Here is a 17,756-nt window from a genome sequence, read left to right as displayed (position 1 = left end):
GTTCGCTGCACCAATTTATCTCTACTTGCCAGGCAAAGCGTATCAGGCATTTCTGAGCCGTTCCCGGGTGTCAGCAGCCCCCATGGCATCAGCCAACATTAAGGCTGTTTTGCCCTCATCCGTCATCATACTGGCATCAGCCCCATGCGTCAGAAGACACTCCACCACCTCGAGTTGGTTAAACATCGCAGCAAACATCAGTGCGGTTTTGCCATCCGGTGTGGTCGCATTGACATTAGCCCCATGCTCAATCAATAACTCAGCAATGTCTTTGTAGCCTTTAAAGGCCACGCCAGCTAACGGTGTTTGCTGACGATCATTGGCAAGTTCTGGGTCGGCGCCATGCGCCAATAATAGTTTTGTCATGTCGTAGTGACCGTTGTAACTGGCTAACATCAACAAACTATCGCCGTTGCCAGTTCGGATATTCACCGGCAAGCCCATTTCCAGTGATTTCTTTAACTCGTCCGCTTTGCCATCGCGCACTAACTGAAACACCAGCTGAGCTAATTCATAGGTTTTTTCATCCATTTGCGGATTTGCATCATTTTCTGCCATCACATCATCCTCTTATTCTGTTGGTGTCAGTCAGTATCACCCTTACATGGCTTTATATACTGGCCCACTACCACCTTCTGGTGGCACCCAGACAATATTCTGGGTTGGATCTTTGATATCACAGGTTTTGCAGTGTATGCAGTTCTGAGCATTGATCTGTAATGAGGGTTCACCTGCCTGCTCGATAATTTCATACACCCCAGCCGGGCAATAACGTTGCTCTGGTGCATCATAGTTAGTGAGGTTAATCGTGATCGGTACCGTTTTGTCTTTTAACTGCAGATGGCAAGGTTGATTATCATCATGAACAATATTGCTTAAGTCGATTGACGACAGCCGATCAAAGGTCAGTTCACCATCCGGTTTCGGGTAGTCAATTTTTTCCGCCTGGCTTTTTGGCTTAAGACTGTCGTGGTCGGCTTGCTGATGGTTTAAGGTCCATGGAAACTTAATATGTAAAGCGCTTAACCACAGCTCAACGCCAGCCAATGCGCCACCTACCAAATTACCAAACCGTGACAATAATGGTTTAAAGTTGCGTACCTTTTCCAGCTCTTTCCAAACCCATGAGTCATTTAACTTAATGGGATATTCCATAAGTAAATGCTTACCACCCTCACTCTCGGCAGCAAAATAATCAAAAGCGGCTTCTGCCGCTAACATGCCTGATTTCATCGCATTATGGCTGCCTTTAATCTTGGCTACATTCACCATACCCGCACTGCAGCCAATAAATGCACCACCCGGAAAAATCAGATCGGGCAGAGATTGCAAACCACCTTCACTAATCGCTCTGGCACCATAACTAAGACGCTTACCACCCGTTAACATCGACCGTATCTCCGGATGAGTTTTAAACCGTTGAAATTCTTCAAAAGGAGACAGGTAAGGGTTGCTGTAATCTAAATGCACCACCATCCCGATAGACACTAATTGCTCACCGTAGTGATACACAAATGCCCCACCGCCGGTATCGTCAGATAATGGCCAACCAAAACTATGACTCACATAACCTGGCTGGTGTTGCTGCTCTGGAATACGCCAGATTTCTTTTATGCCTAAGCCGAACTTGGCTGGTCGGTTTTCATCTCGCAACTTGAAATGTGACTCTAACTGACGGGCCAGCGACCCTCTGGCTCCCTCTGCAATAAAAGTAAAAGGCGCCTGAATTTCAATGCCGGCAACAAACTGTGCTGTTTCTTGACCCTGGGCATCTCTACCCATGTCCCCGGTAATGACGCCAATCAGATTACCTGCCTCATCATATAAGGCTTCTTGTGCAGAAAACCCGGCATAGATTTCCACACCAAGCTGTTCAGCCTGCACGGCTAACCAACTGCATAGTTCACCCAGACTACCAATATAGTTACCATTATTTTTCATCAAGGGCGGCATCAGCCAGTGGGGAATCGTCCAGGCTTTATTGCCCGTCATAAACTGAAACTTATCATCGCTTACTGGTGTTTTTAATGGTGCGCCCTTTTCTTTCCAATCCGGTATCAGCTCATTTAAAGCGATGGGATCAATCACCGCGCCAGACACAATTTGTGCACCGACTTCTGCCGCTTTTTCCAACACACAGACGCTGAGCTCTTTTCCTGCATCATTGGCTAATTGTTTAAACCGGATAGCCGCAGCCAGCCCTGCTGGCCCAGCCCCGACAATCAATAAGTCATAATTCATTACATCGCGTTGCATGATTTATTCCTTAATTATTCGCGTTAAATTAACCTCGTCACTACGAGAGACATCGGCGGTAATCGATTTACATAAAGCCAAAAACTCACGCATGCCGGTGGTCTGATATTTCTGCTTATGCCAGAGAAAATAAAAGTAGCGCCCCAAATCTAAGGCGGGTGTATTCACCGGCACTAAACTGCCACGGCGGAAAGCATCTTTTAATGCCAAACGAGAAATACAGCCGATGCCTAACCCCGATTCAACCGTACGTTTCACCGCTTCGGTATGCTCCAGCTCCAGACGAATATTGAGCTGAGAATGATAATTATGAAAAGCACGATCAAAGGTCTCCCGGGTGCCCGACCCTTTCTCCCGTAAAATCCACGGCTCGGCCAGCAACTGCTGCATAGTCACTTTCTTCTTAGTTGCCAGCGGATGCTGCGGAGCACAAAACACCACTAATTCATCAGCAATCCAGGTTTCCACCTCAATATCCGGATGATGACAGCCGCCTTCGATCAGACCAAGATCAAGTTCATGATTAGCAATCTGTTCAATGATAGTTTTGGTGTTGTGAACCTGCAGCTCAATACGGCTATCGTCATGCTCATGTAAAAACTCAGCGACCAACAACGTCGCCAAATAATTGCCAATGGTCAGTGTCGCGCCGATTTTCATCAGACCGTAACCGGCATGACCTTCCATCAGGTTATGAATCTCCTGGGCGCGGTCTAATAACTCCACGGCATGCGGTAACAATTGCTGACCCGCCTGGTTAATTCGTAAGGACTTACCGACCCGGTCAAACAGTTGCACATTATATTGTTTCTCAAATTCCGCCAGCGCCGTACTTGCTGCAGACTGTGAAAGAAACACGGCCTGAGCCGCTTTGGACACACTGCCTGTTCGACTGACGGCAACAAAAATTTCAAGTTGTCTTAGACTGAATTTCATGTTTTTTCATATCTATTTATTAGATAGATAATATCTAAATAATCAATTTAACAAATATTGTACGCCACTATAAAATGCTCAGCAAACCTTAAGAGGAAATGTGATGAAAATTTTAGTCGCGATAAAACGTGTAGTGGATTACAACATCAAGGTCGGCATCAAAGCCGATGGTTCCAATGTGGATATCGACGGCGTCAAAATGAGTGCCAATCCCTTTGATGAAAATGCGATTGAACAAGCTATTCGCCTGAAAGAACAGGGAAAAGCCACTGAGATTGTTGCTGTATCGATAGGCTCAGCCGCTAATCAGGATGTGCTTCGCCATGCACTGGCGATGGGGGTAGATCGTGCCGTCTTAGTCGAACATGAGACTGAAGTGCAATCGCTGGAAGTCGCCAAACTATTAAAAGGCGTTGTAGAACAGGAACAGCCAGACCTTATTATTCTCGGCAAACAAGCCGTTGACGATGATGCCGGGCAGGCAGGGCAAATGCTTGCCGCATTATTGAATTACCCTCAGGGCACGTTCGCCTCGGCTTTAGACATTGAAGCTAATGAAGCCATCGTCACCCGTGAAGTAGATGGCGGTACGGAAACACTGGCCTTGCAGTTGCCGGCGGTGGTCACTGCTGACTTACGCTTGAATGATCCCCGTTTCGTCAAATTACCGAACCTGATGCAGGCGAGGAAAAAACCCATTGAAACACTCGTGGCAGCAGATCTGGTATCGAATCTCAGCACCAGATTGTCTTTATTACAGGTGGCGGAACCACCCGCACGTAAGCCTGGCGTCAAAGTCGATAGTGTGGATGCTTTATTGCAGCAACTACGCGCAAAAGAAGGAATTGAACTATGAGCACATTAGTCTTAGCAGAACATAATGGTCAGCAACTACATAACGACGTTCGTCATGCTGTGACTGCAGCTCAATCTTGGGGACAGCCGGTTCACCTGTTAGTTTTAGGCCACCAATCTGAAAAGATTGCTGAACAGGCCGCCACGATTCATGGCGTCAGTCGAGTATTACATGTCGATGCGCAGCAGTTTGCCCATCCGATCGCAGAAGATGTCAGCAATCAGATTAACTCGATAATCACTGATTATCAGGTCCTTATTGCTGCCCATTCTTCATTTAGTCGCAATGTTTTACCTCGAGTAGCGGCACTCAATGATGTAGCGATGATATCCGATGTATTGGACATTCAATCTGACAATCGTTACCTGCGTGCTATCTACGCAGGTAATGTACACACCACTATACAAAGTGGTGATACACGCCAAATTCTGACAGTGCGTGGCAGCAAGTTTGCCGCGGCTGAATTAAATGGTCAGGCTGAAATAACGACTATTACAGCAGTAGCGCCTTTCACTAAAACACGCTGGATCAGCGAGTCACGTATTAAGTCAGACAGACCTGCTCTGAACTCTGCCAAAGTGGTGGTATCAGGCGGACGCTCATTAGGCAGTGCAGAAAAATTTGATGCCTTGCTTAATCCATTGGCTGAAAAACTCGGTGCGGCACTGGGCGCAACCAGAGCAGCGGTAGATGCCGGTTATGCACCGAATGAAATTCAGGTCGGTCAAACAGGTGTGACTGTAGCGCCTGAACTGTATTTTGCTGTCGGCGTATCTGGTGCGGTGCAACACACGGCCGGTATGAAAGACAGCCGGATTGTGGTTGCCATCAACCAGGATCCTGACGCACCGATTTTCCAAGTGGCTGACTACGGTTTGGTCGCTGATTTGTTTGATGCCGTGCCGACTTTAACCAATGCCCTTTCATAAAAAGAGATAACGATGAGTACATTTGCAAGCGAACGCGTATTAAGCGTACATCACTGGGATGACAATCTGTTTAGCTTCAAAACTACCCGTGATCCGGGTCTGCGTTTTGAAAATGGTCAATTTGTGATGATTGGCCTTGAGGTCGACAATAAGCCATTAGTCCGTGCTTACAGTATTGCCAGCCCGAATTATGATGAAAATCTAGAATTTTTCAGCATCAAAGTCCCCAACGGACCACTCACCTCACGCCTGCAACATTTAAAGGTCGGTGATGAAGTGCTGGTCAGTAAAAAACCGACCGGCACCTTGGTGATTCATGATCTCAAACCGGGTAAAAACCTGTATTTGTTTTCAACCGGCACCGGACTCGCACCTTTTCTCAGCGTGATTCAGGATATTGAAGCCTATGACCGCTTTGAAAAAATTATTCTGGTACATGGGGTGCGTTATCTTAGTGAGCTGGCCTATGCCGACTTTATTGAAAAAGAATTACCTGAGAATGAATTCTTTGGTGAGCTGGTCAGAGAGAAATTGATCTATTATCCCACCGTGACACGTGAACCCTTCCGAAATGAGGGGCGACTGACGGATCTGATTACCAGTGGCAAACTATTTGAAGATATTGGCTTACCGCCGCTTGATCCTGCCCACGACAGAGCGATGATCTGCGGTAGCCCACAAATGTTAAATGACACTGCGGCATTACTAGATGAAAGAGGATTTGTGGTTTCCCCTCGTATCGGTGTGCCTGGCGACTATGTAATTGAGCGTGCTTTTGTTGAAAAATGATGGGCGGTGAAGCGCATCATTTAACGAAAACCTCATCACCAATCTGGATTACACCGGCTTCAGCAATCACGCCATAAACGCCCAGATTCTGATCAGCCTGCTTCACAATGGTCCGAAGCATGCCAGTATCTATGGGAATATGGCGCTGTTGTCGGGTGATCGCCCCACAACGTGGTGTTGTGCCACAACATTGCACATAAGTCTGACCAATCTGAATCGTTTTATCTAACCAGGCCTGTTCAACCAAGCCTTCCATCCCCGGTAAGGTTTCAATAACAATATTGGGACGAAAGCGTTCCACAGCCCAATCAGACTCTGGCTTAAGCTGTTTCATATAATCCAGTGTGGCCGTAGTGAGCAGATGAAAAGGCGTGACTAAGAAAAATGTGCCGGGCAAGGACACATATTCCTGGGCTTGTTCTGGCAAGTTATCCAAATCTGGTAAAGCTTCTCCCGGCTCTCGATCAAACGTGGCTTTTAACTCTTCCAGCCAGGTGTGATCGTCTTGTTTATAACGTTTGTAGAAATCCTGTTCTTCAATGGGTTTAAGCGGCTGCAGAGTAGAATCAAACCCGGTCAACAGAGTCAGCAACTGATTCACCTGCGGCTCATCACTGCCAATCACTGCGCCGTCAGGAAAAGTAATATCGACCTGATCGTCGGGTCTGGTCGCATCACCACGCCGGCACTTCGCACTGCAACGCAATAATTGAGGCCGAAACTTACAACTTTGAATTTCCTGTCGCTGTGTATCCTGCAATGCCCAGATACGATCACCGGTTAAACCATTTTCGCCTAAATAACCTTGTTCAAGCTGTTCTCCCGCCATCCCTTTGACCGGATACCGCCAGATTTGTTTGACTGTGCCAACCTTGAGCATAAAACCACCCTGTCTTCATCATGCAGAAACTGATGCTCAGCTTAGGGTCTATCTGAATTCATGTATATCAGGAAATTTACGTAGATAATTTTTCTGCAGGCATAAAAAAAGCCCCAACTAGTGGGGCTTTTTTGCTCTCGATTTGAGAAACTATTATCTGTTGCAGATGTACATAGTTACTTCGAAACCGAAACGCATGTCTGAATATTCTGGTTTAGTCCACATGATAATCACCTCGCTTTGTGTTTGTTAGTACGGTTCCTATGTTACGAGCCTGTAACAAATCGCAATAGCGTATTTTTCTTTTGATCACTCAGGATTTTCCTGAGTGCAGATAAAATATCCACCTTTCATTCACGTCGGTAAAAGCAAAGAAGCCAGGCTTAGAAATATCAGAAACCCCAGAGTATCGGTCATTCCGGTGGTAATAATGCTGCTGCCGAGCACCGGATCCTGTTTCAGCTTTTTTAAAATCAATGGAATACTGACCCCAATTAATGCCGCCAACACCATCGTACATGACATCGCTAGCATCATCACAAAAGCTAAACCCAGGTTGTGATACAAAAATAAGGTTAACAATCCGGTCAGACTTCCCCATATCAAACCGTTAACAGCAGCCACGGAAAACTCTTTTATATATAGACGCCGCAGATTATTAGCATCAAGTTGTTTTAATGCCAGACCACGAATCACTAATGCCACCACCTGATTACCCGTATTACCACCAATATTCGCCGTGATTGGCAATAATGCAGCTAGCGCCACCATACTGCTGATGGTGGTCTGGAACTGATCAATCACACGCGAAGCAATCAATACAATCACCAAATTAAGCGCAATCCAGGGCCAACGGTTTTTTGCTGACTTCATCATCGGGTCAAACAGATTTTCTTCTTTCGATAAACCGGCTTGAGCCAGAAACTGACGCTGGGACTGTTCTTCCAGTAAATCCATCAAAGAGCTGACGCGCAATACGCCAACCAGTTTCTGATGCGCATTAATGACCGGAGCAACCAATAATTCATAACGCTCAAAATCACGTGCCGCTTCATCGGCGGAGTCAGTGGTATGGAAAATATGGACCTGTTTCAGCATACTGTCCGCCACCCGCAACTCACCAGATTTGATCAATAAATCCGAGACAAGCAACAATCCCTGAAATAAACCTGCCGAGTTAATCACCAGAATAAAACCCGACTCATCGGGTAACTTCCCTTTCTGCCGTAATTCACGTAACACTTGATCTAAGGTTTGATGATCAAATACCACGGTAAAGTCATATTCCATCCATGCACCGACACTTTCTTCAGGAAAAAGTAAGGTGGACTGGACATTTTCACGCTGCTGTTCTGGTAACGAAGATAAAACACTATGACCGACTTCATCGGGTAATTCTTGCATTAAATCGGCGATTTCATCGGTATCAAGATGTGATGCTGCCCGAATTAAATCCGTCGGGTTTAATTCTGCTAATAATGTTTGCCGTAAACTGTCGGATAACTCGAGCAATACGGCCCCCATATGCTCGCTATCAAGCAGCTGCCATATAAAAGAACGTTGCACAGGCGGTAATTGCTCAAGCAAGTTCGCAATATCGTATGGATGTAAGCGATTTAATAATTGCTGAATTTCACCTTGATATTGCTTTACGGTGAGTAATTCGACCAGAGCTTGTTTGCCTTTATTCTCTTGTCGCATTGTCAGGGTTTCTACTAGTTCCTGACGATTCAGCAAGTCATAAATTAAATGGAATATATGCTCTGTTTGCTTGATTTGTTGCACGCAACACGCCTCATCATGTTTATTTGCCGATCCCTTAGTATGCGTCAGAGATATTTCAATCTGATGATCGTCCTGGCTATGGCAGAGCGGGAAAACCTTCCGTTATTTCAATAAATTATTCTTAAAAAGAGTCAGATGCAGTAAAATTACCGATTGCTTTATTTAACGTTGCCTTACATTGTGAACACAAACCACCCTAACCTATTCACTGCGTTGCTCAGACGAATTAAACACTGTTTTCGATCTTCCAGAGACACGTCAGCCGTGGCGATTCGAACAACAGTTCAGTTGCCGATCATTCTGGCTGATGGCAGTGAAGCAATGGCAGAAATGTATAGTTTTTTAGGTTTAGCAGATGGCAAAGAACATTTTGCGTTAAAACTCGGCAGTCCGGATCCACAGCACCCATTGGTTAGATTACATTCTGAATGCGTCACGGGTGATGCATTAGGTTCCGCACGCTGCGATTGCGGACCACAATTGCAGGAAGCCTTAAGTTTGTTTAATAAAGAAGGTGGTTATTTATTGTATCTGCGTCAGGAAGGCCGTGGCATTGGCCTCTATGAAAAGCTGGATGCCTATCGCTTACAAGAACAGGGGCACGACACCTTTACCGCCAATCTTAAACTCGGCCATAACGTCGATGAACGCGATTATCAGGCGGCGGCCGACATCCTCAATGCCTTAGGTCTTAATCAGATTATGCTCATGACCAATAATCCGGATAAACGCCAGCAACTGGAAAATGCCGGTATTCAGGTGCATGGAACCCGGCCCACCGGTGTCTTTGCTAATCGTCATAACCATCTTTATCTGCAATCTAAAATTCAACGGGCCAATCACCAGATCAATATTGACGAGTTATTAACTAAACCCTAAACAATATCAAGTGACTGAAAATATTGATGAATTTCTTTCAGGTTAGTCTGAATATATTCTAAAAAAGCCTGAGTAACAGGCGTCGCATGTTTGCCTTGCGGTGACACCAGACACCAACTGCGGCGTAATGGAAAACCTTTAATAACCGGGCTCACCAATTGGCCCAGACGCAATTCTGACAGTACACTCAATCTCGGCAATACTGCCACACCTAATCCCGCTAAAACCGCATGTTTCAATGCATCATTAGAGCCAAACTGCATGGTCACATTGAGTGATAAACGCTGCTGCTGACAGTGTTGCTCAAGTGCCAGACGATTGCCCGACCCAGATTCACGACTCAGTAACTTCGCATCAAGAAACTGCTGGGGATGGATATTTTTTTTTGTCGCCAGCGGATGATGAACAGGGACCACGGGTATTAATTCATTATCGAGAAAAGGCAAAGAGGATAACGATCGATCATTAGGGACTAGCCCCATAATCACCAAATCTTCTTTATTGTCATTAAGCCTTTCAATCGCCTGAGTTCGGTTCACAATATTCAGATTGACGTTTACCGATGGATACAGCTGTAAAAAACCGCGTAATAAATGCGGCACCGCGTATTGAGCTGAACTGACCGCACACAGATTTAATTCACCTGACAGTTTCCCCTCAAGCTTATGCAGATCACTTTGCAGACTCGCCACTTGCTCAAAAATGGCTTCAATATGTTCAGCAACCCGCTCCCCCGCACGAGTGCAGTAGAGCTTGCGACCGACATATTCAAATAACGGCTGGCCTAATGCCGACTCGAGCTTTTTGATTTGTGAACTGACGGCTGGCTGAGTCAGGCCTAAACTTTCTGCCCCCTTTCCATAACCTTGTTGTTGGTATACCGCCAGGAATACCTGCATTTGACGGAAAGACAGTCGACTGATTAATTGCTGTAAAGTCAATGACATAAAAATGAAGAAACCTTATACATAAGTAATTACTTATCACTAATCAAAATTATATCAATTTTTCATTATGTATGAATTACTCTAGCCTATTTCCTAGATTCAATCTGGAGTAGCTCATGTTGAAAAAAGTGTTAATCGCCAATCGTGGTGAAATTGCCGTGCGCATTGTCCGCGCATGTGCTGAGATGGGCATCCGTTCAGTTGCTATTTATACCGAACCCGATCGTTATGCCTTACATGTAAAACGTGCAGACGAGTCCTATTCACTCGGCGATGATCCACTGGCGGGTTATCTTGACCCATTGCGTATTGTGAACTTAGCGGTTGAAACGGGCTGCGATGCTATCCATCCAGGCTATGGTTTTTTATCTGAAAATGCCGAATTTGCTCGTTTATGTGAAAAAAATAACATCACTTTCGTTGGGCCGAAATCCAGCGTCATCGAAAAGATGGGTGACAAAACTGCAGCCCGTGACAGCATGCGTGATGCCGGCGTCCCTATTACACCCGGCTCTGACGGCAATTTAGCTGATTTAGACGAAGCGTTAGCCCTCGCTGAAGAAGTGGGGTATCCGGTAATGATCAAAGCCACATCTGGCGGCGGTGGTCGTGGTATTCGCCGTTGTGACAGTGCCAATGAGCTGCGTCAACAATATCCACGTGTCATTTCTGAAGCAACAAAAGCTTTTGGTTCGGCTGAAGTCTTCCTTGAAAAATGTATCGTGAACCCTCGCCATATTGAAGTTCAAATCCTGGCTGATAGCGAAGGCAATGTGGTGCATTTATACGAGCGTGACTGTTCCATTCAACGCCGTAATCAAAAACTGATTGAAATTGCACCCAGTCCGCAGCTCACTCCTGAACAACGTGATTATGTCGGCGGTCTTGCTGTCAAAGCCGCTCAAGCAGTGAATTATGAAAATGCCGGCACCGTCGAGTTTTTACTGACCGGTAATGAAGTGTATTTCATGGAAATGAATACCCGCGTTCAGGTAGAACACACCATTACCGAACAAATTACTGGTATTGATATTGTGCGTGAACAGTTGCGCATCGCATCTGGTCTACCATTAAGCTACCGCCAGCAAGATATCGCCTATCGCGGTTATGCCTTACAGTTCCGGATTAACGCCGAAGATCCAAAAAATGATTTCCTGCCCAGTTTCGGACGTATTACGCATTACTATGCACCAGGTGGTCCGGGTGTACGTGTTGATACAGCAATATATACCGGTTATGAAATTCCACCTTATTTCGACTCCATGTGTCTGAAATTGGTGGTCTGGGCACTGGATTGGGAAGATGCGATTAGTCGTGGTCAACGCGCCTTGGATGATATGCGTTTGCACGGCATTAAAACCACAGAGAATTATTACAAGCAGATTCTCAATCATCCCGATTTCCGCTCTGGTCATTTCGACACAAGTTTTGTGCCTAACCATCCGGAATTACTCAACTATTCGAATAAACGACGTCCCAGCGCAGTGGCGCTGGCTTTGGCCACTGCAATTGCAGCCCATGCAGGCTGGTAAGCCTTAAACACTGCTGGAGATTTTATGAAAAAAATTGAAGTTACTGATGTCATTCTGCGTGATGCTCACCAATCACTTATCGCAACGCGTATGCGCACTGACGATATGCTGCCTATCTGTGACAAACTCGATCAGGTCGGTTATTGGTCACTGGAAGTCTGGGGTGGTGCGACGTTCGATGCCTGTGTTCGTTATTTAAAAGAAGACCCTTGGGAAAGACTCAGACAGTTAAAACAGGCTTTACCTAAAACCCGTTTACAAATGTTATTACGTGGCCAAAACCTGCTGGGTTACCGTCACTACGCTGACGATGTGGTCAGTGCTTTTGTCGAACGTGCGGCTGAAAACGGTATTGATGTATTTCGTATTTTTGATGCGCTGAATGACCTGCGCAATCTGGAAACCGCGATGAAAGCGGTGAAAAAAGCCGGTAAACATGCTCAAGGCACTATCAGCTACACCACCAGCCCGGTTCACACGCCTGAATTGTTCGTAAAACAGGCCAAAGATCTGCAAAACATGGGCGCAGACTCCATTGCCATCAAAGATATGGCCGGTTTATTAGCCCCTTATCCGACCTATGACTTAGTTAAAGCAATTAAATCGGAAGTCGATCTACCGTTAGTCATTCACTCTCACGCCACTTCAGGTCTCGCAGCACAATGTCAGCTGAAAGCAATTGAAGCAGGTGTGGATCGTATCGATACCGCCATTTCGTCATTTGCAGGCGGTACCAGTCATCCAGCCACAGAGTCGCAAGTGGCAGCCTTACGTAATACAGACTGGGATACCGGACTTGATCTTAACCTGTTATCCGAAATTGCTGACTATTTCCGCGAAGTTCGCAAAAAATACCATCAGTTTGAAAGTGAATTCACTGGCGAAGATGTGTCAGTACAGATCAATCAGGTCCCTGGCGGCATGATGTCAAATCTGGCCAACCAGCTAAAAGAACAAAACGCATTGGACCGGATTCGTGATGTATTTGCGGAGATTCCACGTGTCCGTGAAGATTTGGGTTATCCACCATTGGTTACCCCAACCTCACAAATTGTGGGCACTCAAGCGGTATATAATGTGTTAGCCGGTGAGCGTTATAAAACGATCACCAATGAAGTGAAACGTTATTTACAAGGAGGTTACGGTCAGCCACCTGCTCCAGTAAATGCCCAATTACAGAAAAAAGCCATTGGTAACGAAGAAGTCATTGAGTCTCGTCCCGCTGATGCACTATCACCTGAGCTCAATAAGCTGAGAGCCGATATCGGTGACTTAGCGAAATCTGAAGAAGATGTGCTGACTTTTGCCATGTTCCCTGATCTTGGCCGTGAATTCCTGCAACAACGTGCTGAAGGTACCTTGAAACCAGAGCCATTATTACCGGTGACTGAAGCCAGCAATAATAAAGAAGGCATTGCCACGGAATTTAAAGTCGATGTCCATGGTGAAAGCTACGATATCGCCATCACAGGTGTGGGTGACGTCGGTGGCGGTAAACGCAAATTCTACATTTCTATTGATGGCATGCCCGAAGAAGTGACTTTCGAGGCCTTAAACGAGTATGTCAACGATAGCGGTAGTAATGCCGGTGGTCGTAAGAAAGCGACAGATCCTGGACATGTCACGGCACCACTACCAGGCAATGTTGTTGATGTTCTGGTTCAGGAAGGTGACAAAGTGGAAGCAGGCCAAGCCTTGTTAGTCATGGAAGCCATGAAAATGGAAACCGAGTTGCTGGCTAATATCTCTGGCACAGTCAAAGCACTGCATGTGAAAAAAGCCGACCGCGTTACACCCGGTGAAACCTTAATTGAGATTGTCGAATAAGGTTACCAATAGTAACCATCATAATAACGCCATGAAGGGCGTAAGCCTGGCCCGTAATACGGGCCATAGGCGAAGGGGTCATAATAGTACGGATGACCTCGCCAATAAGGATCACGTGAGTAATCATTCTTACTCCAGCGATACAATTGAGTAGCCGTCACTACCGGTAAGCTCATCGATTTTTTATCGATAGTGACTGTCTCTTTGTTTTTAACAATCCCCGCTACCGTGATTAATGTACCGGCTTTATAGATGTAGGGGTCGATAAAGCTATCTGAATGGATTAGAAAGCGGCCCTGACTGACACCATCACTATCGGGTCTTCCAAAACTGTTGAGTGGAAACTGAACGACATGGATGGTGGAGCCGTTATCATTATTCTCCACTTTCACCACTTGTCCTCCCCAGCGAATGCTATCTCCCTTATGCTGTTCTGCTTGCGTAGCCACCTGACTCAATTGCCAATCAGGCGAAGGGGCTTCTTTTATTGCCACAGGCAAATTACTACACGCACTGAGAAGCAACATCACTATTGGAAGCAAAAACCGCATTTTGTTTCACCCTTTTCATTCAAGTTCTGTTGAGACTGAAATTATGATGAGTTAGTTCTGACCAGGCTCTCTTGCTATGAAAAATATATCGTTCTCGATACCGCTAATCATGAACAATAATCGCTGATAGATCTTCTCAAAGTCTTCAACACAAGTTATAGCATCAGACATTTTTTCAGCTAAGGCATACTCTCGCATTTGAGTAGCCAGTGTGTGCCATTCCCGATGTGTTTTCGCAAGTTCATCGAGCCAGGATTCTTCAAATAGATTCTGATTTCTAACACGTTCAATCCATGTACCACAGTGACAGTAATGAATATCCATTATCGGCCATTGTGTTGATATGGCAGAATCAATATTTTGATCAAAATTACTTAAAAATACTTTTCGCCACCGCTCCAGTGTCAGAGATAAAAAACGCAAGGCTTTTTGTCTGGGAGAGAGCAGCAAGTCCACCGCAGCCAGCCACTGAGGATCAGCATGGTAATGTGCTAGCCACGGAAGCACTTCATCACTCGGCATCGGCTTAGCAATGCCATAGCCTTGCGCATTCTCACAGCCGATGAGCAATAGCATCAAGCCATGTTCAACACTTTCTACCCCTTCCGCGATAACCTGTCGATTAAAGGCTTCCGCCAGTCCGGTCACACCATCCACAATGGTGTAATCCTGAGGGTCATCAAGCATGTCACGAATGAAACTCTGATCAATCTTAATGGTATCCGCATTCAAATGACGTAAATGGGTCAGAGAGGAATAACCCGTGCCAAAATCATCTAAAGCGACCGAAACACCAAGAGAGTCTCTGCATTTTCTGATGATCTTGGTGATAGCACCGATATCACCCAATGCCGATGTTTCCACAATTTCCAGCTGTAGGTAGTCTGTGCTGATTTCCGGATACTGATTCAGCATAGCTTCCACATTTTCCACAAAGTAAGCCGACTGCAAGTGGTAAGAAGCAATATTGACACTGATTGAGATGCGATAGCCAGCATGATGTAATAGCTGCAGTTGTTGAAGCGCTTGTTGCAAAACCCACTGCCCCATTTCAATTTCTAATTCACTGTCGGCAATCAGTGGTAAAAACTTCAGCGGCGTTAATAAACCACGCGTTGGATGTTGCCAGCGGATCAAGGCTTCCATACCAAACACCTCGCCAGTCGTCATATTGACTTTAGGCTGGTAAAACAAACGGAATTCATTGCTTTGCAAGCCCTGGCGAATATCATGTAGTAGCTGTTGTTTTTCGATATTCAACTGATTGTCGGCCGGGTTGAATAATTGATAATGATTACGCCCAGATAATTTAGCCTGATACATACTTTGGTCAGCATGACGCAATAAAGTATCAAGATCATCATTTTCCTGAGTGTAAAAACTGACCCCGCTTGATGCACTGATATTCAGGCGTAAATCATCCACGTGGTAGGGTTGAGCAATCGACTGATGAATGCGTTTCAGCATCTCTTCACACTCTTCGACTGACTCAACATCACGAAAAATAATGGCAAATTCATCCCCACCAAATCGTGAAATCGTGTCTTCTTCCCGCACATTGCTTTTTAATCGGTTAGCCACCTCGACCAGCAGTTGGTCACCCACATCATGACCATAAGTATCATTAACGGGTTTAAAGTCATCCAAATCAACAAAACAGATGGCCAGCATGCTGCCAGAGCGTTTGCAGTGTGCCACTGCTTGTGAAAAACGATCAGCAAACAAGACGCGGTTAGGCAGTTTTGTCAGCACATCGTAATGCGCCATCAGCTCAAGAATATCCTGCTGTTCTTTTGCCTGAGTAATATCAGAAAACAACCCGACAAAATGTCGCGTTGTACCGTCATCATCCATTAAGGAAGAGACGGTTAACAGTTCAGCATATAGTTCACCATTTTTTCTACAGTTCCAGACCTCACCCTGCCAATAGCCATGCTCCGTTATTGATTTCCACATGTTCTGAAAAAACTCAGGAGGATGTTTACCGGAACTCAATAAATGAGGTGTATGACCTATTGCCTCTTCACGACTGTAACCTGTGATGTTACAAAACGCCGGATTAACATCGGTAATCACACCTCTGGTATCGGTGATCATGATCGCTTCGTGTGCTTGATTGAATACGCGTGATGAAAACCGTAACTGTTCTTCCGCTTCCTTACGTACAGTGATGTCATATATCACCAGTAACGTTTCATCACCAAAGGTATTTTCAACGACTGAAGAACTAACCAGCACAACACGCGATTTACCTGATTTAGTCTGAATTTCTATCTCAAAGGCATTGCTCATGCTGCTGATATGAGTCATTTCAGTTACGAAATCCTGCTTCAGTTTTTCTCGCTGCTGCTGCACCTGAGCAATTAATTGGCGCCAATTTGGTAGAGACTCAATATCTTCCAGCGAATAACCGAAGGTTTCTTTAAAGGCCTGGTTAATAAACGTCACTCGTTGTTGTTTGTCCATTAACACATAAGGCACTGGTGATGATTGAATCAGATTGCGATATTTATAGTTCGCAATAGATGCCACCAACACAAAGCGAATAATGGCTGCCAACAATAAAAAAACAATGCTAGCAATGCCATAGATCGCTACCACCTGCTGCCAGTAATTTTGGGGTAATCCTGACCAACCACCTTTAGGTTCGGCAGCGAGTATCCACTCTCCCTCTGGCAATTTGAGGGTCTGTATCAGCGTCGGTTGCTGAAACAATGCCGGATCCCCAAAAAACACGGCACCCTGTCTACCAAGGCTGTCTTTACCACGTATTGCCAGTTTAAACGGCATGGGATCCTTCAAACCCACGTGACTAAAAAACTTATCGACATCAATAACTGCTGAAATGAGCCCCCAAAAATATTCTTCACCTGTATTTTCATCGTTTAAGAACACAGGTACACGAGTCACCAACCCTGTTCCTCCCTGCTTTAATTCAAGCGGCCCTGCCAGCACAAGCTCACGCGTGCGTCTGGCCCTGTCAGCAGCCTCAAACTGCTCAGGTTCTTTACGATAATCCAGGCCGATGGCGAGCTCATTGCCTTCCACCGGATACATGTACTTAATGATCATGTCCGGCGCCGCAGCAATGTTGCGAATTTCTGACTCGTTATTCACCAAATAACCGACAGCCTCCGCAAATTGTTTCTGCGTTAAATGCTGATTGACGGCAAACAGGCTTGGTAGACCACGAATAAGTTGAATATGAGTTTGTAGCTCGGTGCTTAGGCGGTTCTGATATTCCGTCAAGAAGTTTTGAGTCTGTGCGTATTGCTCAGAGCGATAATTATCATCTAAACGTTCACTAATAAATGTCGCTACTGAGATGAAGATCACAGCTAGCACAGCCAGTATGCTATAGAATGCCATTCTTGTATAAGTGTTGGTGTACATAACTGGCTATCGCTTTAACGACATGAAATATAAGCTCTTTTCACAAAGAGCGTCCTCGCAATCCTTGGGGAAAAATCGATAGTGACTTATACCACTATCGCTTTTATACACAGGCAAGCTTCTCAACAACACTTGCAACATACGTATTAATGCAACATATTAACGTGTATACGATTGATTCGCATAGCAATATCTA

15 protein-coding genes are annotated in these 17,756 nt (G+C 45.5%); 6 read left to right on the top strand and 9 right to left on the bottom strand.

The genetic code is table 11. The annotated features are described in order from the left end of the window. Positions 1-42: 42 nt before the first annotated feature. Genes AC13DA_RS03480 through AC13DA_RS03470 form a run of 3 tightly spaced genes read right to left on the bottom strand, consistent with a single transcriptional unit; the run spans position 43 to position 3,192 of the window. Positions 43-558: an ankyrin repeat domain-containing protein gene (locus tag AC13DA_RS03480; RefSeq protein ID WP_284451317.1), complete on the bottom strand. Its 516-nt coding sequence runs from the start codon at positions 556-558 to the stop codon at positions 43-45. A gap of 42 nt (positions 559-600) precedes the next feature. Beyond that, a complete protein-coding gene (locus tag AC13DA_RS03475; RefSeq protein WP_284451318.1) occupies positions 601-2,256 on the bottom strand; it encodes an electron transfer flavoprotein-ubiquinone oxidoreductase in 1,656 nt (551 codons plus the stop codon). A 3-nt stretch (positions 2,257-2,259) separates the two neighbouring features. After that, on the bottom strand, positions 2,260-3,192 hold the full coding sequence (locus tag AC13DA_RS03470) for a LysR family transcriptional regulator (RefSeq protein WP_007144334.1): 933 nt from the start codon (positions 3,190-3,192) through the stop codon (positions 2,260-2,262). A gap of 103 nt (positions 3,193-3,295) precedes the next feature. Between AC13DA_RS03470 and AC13DA_RS03465 the strand changes: the two genes are divergently transcribed. From AC13DA_RS03465 to AC13DA_RS03455, 3 genes are read left to right on the top strand one after another with little or no spacing between them, the layout of a single operon-like run. Then, complete coding sequence (locus AC13DA_RS03465) at positions 3,296-4,048, top strand: electron transfer flavoprotein subunit beta/FixA family protein (protein ID WP_284451319.1); 753 nt, start codon at positions 3,296-3,298, stop codon at positions 4,046-4,048. Further along, complete coding sequence (locus AC13DA_RS03460; RefSeq protein ID WP_284451320.1) at positions 4,045-4,977, top strand: electron transfer flavoprotein subunit alpha/FixB family protein; 933 nt, start codon at positions 4,045-4,047, stop codon at positions 4,975-4,977. The genes AC13DA_RS03465 and AC13DA_RS03460 overlap by 4 nt, the downstream gene beginning before the upstream one ends. A 12-nt stretch (positions 4,978-4,989) precedes the next feature. Next, positions 4,990-5,766: a ferredoxin--NADP reductase gene (locus AC13DA_RS03455; RefSeq protein ID WP_284451321.1), complete on the top strand. Its 777-nt coding sequence runs from the start codon at positions 4,990-4,992 to the stop codon at positions 5,764-5,766. 16 nt (positions 5,767-5,782) lie between these two features. Here AC13DA_RS03455 and AC13DA_RS03450 read toward each other — a convergent pair whose 3' ends face one another. The 3 genes from AC13DA_RS03450 to mgtE form a co-directional block, all read right to left on the bottom strand. Beyond that, the gene (locus AC13DA_RS03450; RefSeq protein ID WP_284451322.1) at positions 5,783-6,646 is read right to left on the bottom strand and encodes an MOSC domain-containing protein; all 864 of its coding nucleotides are present in this window, start codon (positions 6,644-6,646) and stop codon (positions 5,783-5,785) included. Between the two features lie 153 nt (positions 6,647-6,799). Beyond that, complete coding sequence (gene pqqA, locus AC13DA_RS03445) at positions 6,800-6,871, bottom strand: pyrroloquinoline quinone precursor peptide PqqA (protein WP_081443609.1); 72 nt, start codon at positions 6,869-6,871, stop codon at positions 6,800-6,802. A 129-nt stretch (positions 6,872-7,000) separates the two neighbouring features. Further along, a complete protein-coding gene (gene mgtE / locus AC13DA_RS03440; RefSeq protein ID WP_284451323.1) occupies positions 7,001-8,431 on the bottom strand; it encodes a magnesium transporter in 1,431 nt (476 codons plus the stop codon). Positions 8,432-8,695: 264 nt separating this feature from the next. On the opposite strand from mgtE, the gene AC13DA_RS03435 reads away from it, so the two are divergent. Next, positions 8,696-9,310 carry a GTP cyclohydrolase II gene (locus AC13DA_RS03435; RefSeq protein WP_284451324.1) on the top strand — a complete coding sequence of 205 codons (615 nt, stop codon included), beginning with the start codon at positions 8,696-8,698 and terminating at the stop codon, positions 9,308-9,310. Here the strand turns inward: AC13DA_RS03435 and AC13DA_RS03430 are convergent. Continuing rightward, positions 9,307-10,257: a LysR family transcriptional regulator gene (locus AC13DA_RS03430; protein WP_284451325.1), complete on the bottom strand. Its 951-nt coding sequence runs from the start codon at positions 10,255-10,257 to the stop codon at positions 9,307-9,309. The two genes, AC13DA_RS03435 and AC13DA_RS03430, sit on opposite strands and share 4 nt — an antisense overlap. A gap of 116 nt (positions 10,258-10,373) precedes the next feature. Between AC13DA_RS03430 and AC13DA_RS03425 the strand changes: the two genes are divergently transcribed. Together AC13DA_RS03425 and oadA are read left to right on the top strand one after the other, a co-directional pair. Continuing rightward, the gene (locus tag AC13DA_RS03425; protein WP_007144326.1) at positions 10,374-11,789 is read left to right on the top strand and encodes an acetyl-CoA carboxylase biotin carboxylase subunit; all 1,416 of its coding nucleotides are present in this window, start codon (positions 10,374-10,376) and stop codon (positions 11,787-11,789) included. Between the two features lie 24 nt (positions 11,790-11,813). Next, a complete protein-coding gene (oadA, locus tag AC13DA_RS03420; protein ID WP_284451326.1) occupies positions 11,814-13,616 on the top strand; it encodes a sodium-extruding oxaloacetate decarboxylase subunit alpha in 1,803 nt (600 codons plus the stop codon). Between the two features lie 2 nt (positions 13,617-13,618). On the opposite strand, the gene AC13DA_RS03415 is transcribed toward oadA, so the two are convergent. Continuing rightward, positions 13,619-14,167: a Slp family lipoprotein gene (locus AC13DA_RS03415; RefSeq protein ID WP_284451327.1), complete on the bottom strand. Its 549-nt coding sequence runs from the start codon at positions 14,165-14,167 to the stop codon at positions 13,619-13,621. A 51-nt stretch (positions 14,168-14,218) separates the two neighbouring features. Next, the gene (locus AC13DA_RS03410; RefSeq protein WP_284451328.1) at positions 14,219-17,560 is read right to left on the bottom strand and encodes an EAL domain-containing protein; all 3,342 of its coding nucleotides are present in this window, start codon (positions 17,558-17,560) and stop codon (positions 14,219-14,221) included. Between the last annotated feature and the right edge of the window lie 196 nt (positions 17,561-17,756).

It is taken from the genome of Methylophaga sp. F-2 (assembly GCF_056859315.1).
The sequence above is the reverse complement of the archived record's forward strand: the minus strand, read 5'-3'. Positions and strand labels throughout refer to the sequence as shown.